This is a genomic window from Streptomyces sp. NPDC007157, from assembly GCF_040634235.1.
In the GTDB taxonomy this organism is placed as follows: Bacteria; Actinomycetota; Actinomycetes; order Streptomycetales; family Streptomycetaceae; genus Streptomyces.
On record NZ_JBEYFE010000063.1, the window covers coordinates 1 to 5,426 of the forward strand.

Annotated in this window: 6 protein-coding genes; all 6 read right to left on the reverse strand. The window is 71.9% G+C overall.

All coding sequences use genetic code 11. The annotated features are described in order from the left end of the window. Positions 1–317: 317 nt before the first annotated feature. The gene (gene nusB, locus ABZ642_RS46280; RefSeq protein WP_360497743.1) at positions 318–749 is read right to left on the reverse strand and encodes a transcription antitermination factor NusB; all 432 of its coding nucleotides are present in this window, start codon (positions 747–749) and stop codon (positions 318–320) included. Between the two features lie 2 nt (positions 750–751). Continuing rightward, on the reverse strand, positions 752–1,318 hold the full coding sequence (efp, locus tag ABZ642_RS46285) for an elongation factor P (RefSeq protein WP_360497746.1): 567 nt from the start codon (positions 1,316–1,318) through the stop codon (positions 752–754). A gap of 44 nt (positions 1,319–1,362) precedes the next feature. Further along, complete coding sequence (locus tag ABZ642_RS46290) at positions 1,363–2,469, reverse strand: aminopeptidase P family protein (protein ID WP_360497749.1); 1,107 nt, start codon at positions 2,467–2,469, stop codon at positions 1,363–1,365. A 293-nt stretch (positions 2,470–2,762) separates the two neighbouring features. Beyond that, complete coding sequence (locus ABZ642_RS46295; protein WP_360497752.1) at positions 2,763–3,596, reverse strand: Pro-rich N-terminal domain-containing protein; 834 nt, start codon at positions 3,594–3,596, stop codon at positions 2,763–2,765. A 142-nt stretch (positions 3,597–3,738) separates the two neighbouring features. After that, positions 3,739–4,830, reverse strand: coding sequence for a 3-dehydroquinate synthase (aroB, locus tag ABZ642_RS46300; RefSeq protein ID WP_360497755.1), 1,092 nt, complete (start codon positions 4,828–4,830; stop codon positions 3,739–3,741). Then, complete coding sequence (locus tag ABZ642_RS46305) at positions 4,827–5,330, reverse strand: shikimate kinase (RefSeq protein ID WP_360497758.1); 504 nt, start codon at positions 5,328–5,330, stop codon at positions 4,827–4,829. Before ABZ642_RS46305 ends, aroB begins: the two co-directional genes overlap by 4 nt. Positions 5,331–5,426: the final 96 nt, after the last annotated feature.

Sequence of the window (5,426 nt, forward strand, 5' to 3'; positions counted from 1 at the left end):
GCCGGCCCCACCAACCCTCCCAACCCCCCCCCCCCCAACCCCTACATCAACCCCCGGCCGGGGGGCGCGGCCCACCCGCGGTGCCCCGCCCCCCCCCCGGCGGTTTCTTTCGCCGTCGCCCCTCACCTGGTGAGCTGGGGAGCGCACGCGCCCCGCCCCCTGGGGCGCGCACGCGCCCCAGGGGGCGCGGGGAACGGCGCGACAAGCCCCCACACGCCCCGCAGCAGCCCTGGCGGCACACCACCCGCCCCATTGGGCACACAGACGCCGGAGGGCCCGCAGCGAGGCACGCTGCGGGCCCTCCGGCGTCTGTCGGCTCACGCCTCCCGGCGCAGCGACGGCTTCAGCTCCTTCAGCCGCCCCAGCAGTCCGTTCACGAACGACGGCGACTCGTCCGTCGAGAACTCCTTCGCCAGCTGCACCATCTCGTCGAGGACGACCGCGTCCGGCGTCTCGTCGACCCAGATCAGCTCGTACGCCCCGAGGCGCAGGATGTTGCGGTCGACGACCGGCATACGGTCGAGCGTCCAGCCGACCGCGTACTGGGCGATCAGCTCGTCGATCCGCCGCTCGTGCTCGGCGTAGCCCTCGACCAGCTGCATCGTGTATTCGCTCACCGGCGGCTGCCGGGTGTCGTCCCGGGAGAGCCTGATCCAGTCCGCGAGAACGGTCAGGACGTCGGCCCCGCGCTGGTCGCCCTCGAAGAGGATCTGGAAGGCGCGCTTGCGGGCCGTGTTGCGGGCAGCCACGGTTAGCTGTTCACCCGGCCGAGGTAGTCGCCGGTGCGGGTGTCGACCTTGATCTTCTCACCGGAGGTGATGAAGAGCGGGACCTGGATCTCGTAGCCGGTCTCCAGCTTGGCGGGCTTGGTGCCGCCGGTGGAGCGGTCGCCCTGGACGCCCGGCTCGGTCTCGGCGATGGTCAGCTCGACGGCGGCCGGCAGCTCGACGTAGAGCACCTGGCCCTCGTTCTGCGCGACCATGGCCTCGAAGCCCTCGATCAGGAAGTTCGCGACGTCACCGACGGTCTTGCGGTCGATGTGCAGCTGGTCGTACGTGTCCATGTCCATGAAGACGAAGTAGTCGCCGTCCATGTACGAGAACTGCATGTCGCGCTTGTCGACGTTGGCCGTCTCGACCTTGACGCCGGCGTTGAAGGTCTTGTCGACCACCTTGCCGGACAGCACGTTCTTCAGCTTGGTGCGCACGAAGGCCGGGCCCTTGCCGGGCTTGACGTGCTGGAACTCGACGACGGACCAGAGCTGGCCGCCTTCGAGCTTGAGCACCAGGCCGTTCTTGAGGTCGTTCGTGGAAGCCACGGTTGCGGAATCTCCTGGACTGACGTACGACCCCGGGTCACGCGCTACAGCGCGAGCAGCTCCTTGGTCGTGATGGTGAGTAGCTCGGGTCCGCCGTCCGCCTCAGGGCGTACGACGAGCGTGTCATCGATCCGGACACCGCCCCGGCCCGGGAGGTGGACCCCCGGTTCGACGGTGACCGGCACGCAAGCGTCCAGTTTACCCATGGACGACGGGGCGAGCTGCGGGTCCTCGTCGATTTCGAGTCCGACGCCGTGTCCCGTGAGGGGCTGCAGCCCCTCGGCGTAGCCCGCGGAGTCCAGCACCTGGCGTGCGGCGCGGTCCACGTCGCGGTAGGCGGCTCCCGGTACGAGGCCCTCCCGGCCGGCCCGCTGAGCGGCGAAGACGAGGTCGTAGAGCTCGATCTGCCAGTCGGCGGGAGAGGTGCCGATGACGAAGGTCCGGCCGATCTCGCAGCGGTAGCCGTGGTAGGTGGCACCGAGGCAGACGGAGAGGAAGTCGCCCTCCTCGACCCGCCGGTCGGTGGGGCGGTGACCGCGGCGGCCCGAGTTGGGTCCGGTCGCCACGGAGGTGGGGAAGGCCGGGCCGTCGGCGCCGTGGTCGACCAGGCGGCGCTCCAGCTCCAGCGCGAGGTGCCGTTCGGTGCGGCCGACGAGGATCGACTCCAGCAGCTCGCCGAGGGCCTGGTCGGCGATCTCGGCGCCGATCCGGAGGTACGAGATCTCCTCCTCGTCCTTCACGACCCGGAGCTGCTCGACGGCGCTGCCGAGGTCGGTGAGGCGCAGGCGCGGGGCGACCGAGGAGAGGGCGCGGTGCCGGGTCACCGTGAGGTGGTGCTCCTCGACGGCGAGGGCGTCGGCGTCCTGGGCGGCGGCGAGGTCGGCGGCGGCCACGGCGGGGTCACCGCCGGGTCCTTCGAGGAGGTGCTGCCGAAGGGCGTCGTCGGGGCGGGCCTCGGTGGGGCGGTCGTCCTGCGGGCCGGGACTGACGAGGAGGTCCTCGCGTCGGCCGAGCAGCAGGACGGAGCCGGCGGGGGCGGCGCCGGCGAGGTATCTCACGTTGGCCGGGCGCGAGACGAGGGCGGACTGGCAGCCGGCCGCGTTGCATCGTTCCCTCAGCCTGGTTCGGCGGGTCGCGTACACGTCTGACATGAGTCGAGCGTAGGAGTCGCGGGCGGTTTGTGCCGGTTGAGGAGGGCCGAGTGGGGTGCCGGGGCGCCGTTGTGGGGTGCGGGTCCGTGGGACTTTTTTTGCGCAGTTCCCCGCGCCCCTTTAGTGACCGGTGGTCCTTCGGCTGCGGACCGGTGGGGTGTTCGCGTCCATCCGGTGGAGCCGTAGATCGATGCGGCGCCCCGGGCCCCTCAAGTGACCGGTCGTCCTTCGGCTGCGGACCGGTGGGCGTTCGCGTCCACCCGGCGGAGCCGCAGATCGATGCGGCGCTCCGGCTACCAGCTCGGGGGGCTCGCTATCGCCCGTGCCAGGACCTCGTCCAGTACACGGGCCGTGCTCGGTACGTCCAACTGGGAGTTGTCGATGATCGGGAGGCCCGAGCCGTACCAGCCCGCCATGCGGCCGTGGATGCGGGCCACCTCCTCGTCGGTGAGGCGGCGGTTGCCCGTGCGTTCGGCGTTGCGCTCCAGGACGATGTCGAGGCCGGGGAGGAGGACGACCGGGAGGAGGCCGGGGCCGACGTGGCGCTTCCAGCCGCCGAGACCGACGACCGGGCGGTCCGGGAAGACCGCGTCGTCGAGGATGCACGAGATGCCGTTGGCCAGGAAGTTGCGCGCGGCGAAGCCGCAGGTGCGGCGGGCCAGGCGGTACTGGGCCTCGGAGTTGTCGTTCCAGCCGGACTGAGGGTCGGCGAAACCGGAGCGCACCCATTCGCGGACGTCGTCGAGGCTGATGTGGGCCGTGGGGACCCTGCGGTGGTCGGCCCAGTACTTGGCCACGCTGGTCTTGCCCGCGCCCGCCGGGCCGATGAGCAGGACGGCCAGGGTGGTGGTGGTCGGGTCGGGCGCGGTGGTCGCGGCCGGGGGCGCGGTGGGGATGCCCACCGGGGCGCCCGGCGGCAGCGGGACATGGCCCGTGGTGTCGGGGGGCGGCGGGGCCGAGGGCAGGGGTGGCGGCGGAACCGAGGGCTGTGGGGGCGCGGCCGGTGGCGGCGGCACGGGCGCGGGGCCCTGCGGCGCTCCCGGGTGGTGTGCGGCCGGCGGCCAGCCGGTCGGTCCCTGCCCCGGCTGATGGGGCGGCGGCAGCGGAGATCCCACTGCGTGCTGCATCCGGTGCCACTCCGTCTCGTCATGTGCGGCTGCGCTCGTTACCGAACGGTACCGCCCCCGGTCGTCGTTTGGTGAAACGGCCGGGGGCGGTACGAAGTGCCCGAGCCACGAGGCGAATCGGGCGGAAGGAACAGCTGCGGACTTACTGCCCGACCTCGCCGTAGGCGGCCAGCAGCACGGCCGGGTCCGGACCCTCCAGGACGGTGGGCTTGGCGAGGCCGTCGAGGACGATGAAGCGCAGCAGGTCGCCGCGGGACTTCTTGTCGACCTTCATCGTCTCGACCAGCTTGGGCCACTGGTCGTAGCGGTAGTGCAGCGGCAGGCCCACCGATTCGAGGATCGCCCGGTGGCGGTCGGCTGTCGCGTCGTCCAGGCGTCCGGCCAGCCGGCCGAGTTCGGCGGCGAAGTGCATGCCGACGGCGACCGCGGCACCGTGCCGCCACTTGTAGCGCTCGTTCTTCTCGATGGCATGGCCGAGCGTGTGGCCGTAGTTGAGGATCTCCCGCAGGCCCGACTCCCTGAGGTCGGAGGAGACGACCTCGGCCTTGACCCGGATGGAGCGCTCGATCAGCTCGGCCGTGTGCGGGCCGGCCGGGGTGCGCGCGGCCTCGGGGTCGGACTCGATGAGCTCCAGGATCGCCGGGTCGGCGATGAAACCGGCCTTGATGACCTCGGCGAGCCCGGACACGTAGTCGTTGACCGGGAGGGAGTCCAGCGCGGCCAGGTCGCACAGCACACCCGCCGGCGGGTGGAAGGCGCCGACCAGGTTCTTGCCCTCGGCGGTGTTGATGCCGGTCTTGCCGCCGACCGCCGCGTCGACCATGGCGAGGACCGTGGTCGGGACGGCGATCCAGCGGACCCCGCGCAGCCAGGTGGCGGCCACGAAACCGGCCAGGTCCGTCGTCGATCCGCCGCCCACGCCGACGACGACGTCGGAGCGGGTGAACCCGGACTGGCCGAGCGCCTTCCAGCAGTAGGCGGCGACCTCGGCGGTCTTGGCCTCCTCCGCGTTGGGCACCTGGATGGCGACGGCCTCGTAGCCCTGCCCGGCCAGGTCGGCGCGGAGCGCGTCACCGGTCTCGGCGAGCGCCTCGGGATGGATCACCGCGACCCGCTTGACCCTGTCACCGATCAACCCGCCCAGCTCGCCGAGCAGTTGACGGCCCACCAGGACCTCGTACGGCTCGGTGCCCGCCGTGCCGCCGACCTGGATCCGGGTGACTGCCTCGCTCATGCTTCCTTCAACTCCAGTGCGTCCAGCGCTGCTTGGGTGACCTCTTCGGGCGTACGCCCGTCGGTCGCGACGACGGCCGAGGCGACCTCCTCGTACAGATGCCGGCGTGCCTCCATCAGCTCCCGCCACTGCTTGCGGGGGTTGATGGCGAGCAGTGGCCGGGCCACGTTCAGGCCGGTGCGCTTGACCGCCTCCTCGACGTCCATGGAGAGGTAGACCACCCGCCGGCCGGCGAGCAGCGCCCGCGTGTCCGCGTCGAGGACCGCGCCGCCGCCGAGCGCGAGGACACCCTCGTGCTCGGACAGCGCCACCTGGACCGCCCGCTTCTCCATCTCCCTGAAGACCGCCTCGCCCTCGGCCACGAAGATGTCGGCGATGGCGCGGCCCTCGGCGGCGACGATGTCCTCGTCGGTGTCCCGGTAGCCGACGCCGAGCCGCCCGGCGAGCAGCTCCCCGACCGTGGACTTGCCCACGCCCATCGGTCCGACCAGCACCACCATCGGTGCGCCGGTCACCGGATGGCCAGGTTCTCGAGGTACGAGCGGACGTTGCGACGGGTCTCGGGCACCGAGTCACCACCGAACTTCTCCGCGACC

Bases quoted from the DNA above. Each gene is read 5' to 3' on its own strand.
- ABZ642_RS46290 (WP_360497749.1), bottom strand. From the start codon at position 2,469: ATGTCAGACGTGTACGCGACCCGCCGAACCAGGCTGAGGGAACGATGC.
- ABZ642_RS46295 (WP_360497752.1), bottom strand. From the start codon at position 3,596: ATGCAGCACGCAGTGGGATCTCCGCTGCCGCCGCCCCATCAGCCGGGG.
- aroB (WP_360497755.1), bottom strand. From the start codon at position 4,830: ATGAGCGAGGCAGTCACCCGGATCCAGGTCGGCGGCACGGCGGGCACC.
- ABZ642_RS46305 (WP_360497758.1), bottom strand. From the start codon at position 5,330: ATGGTGGTGCTGGTCGGACCGATGGGCGTGGGCAAGTCCACGGTCGGG.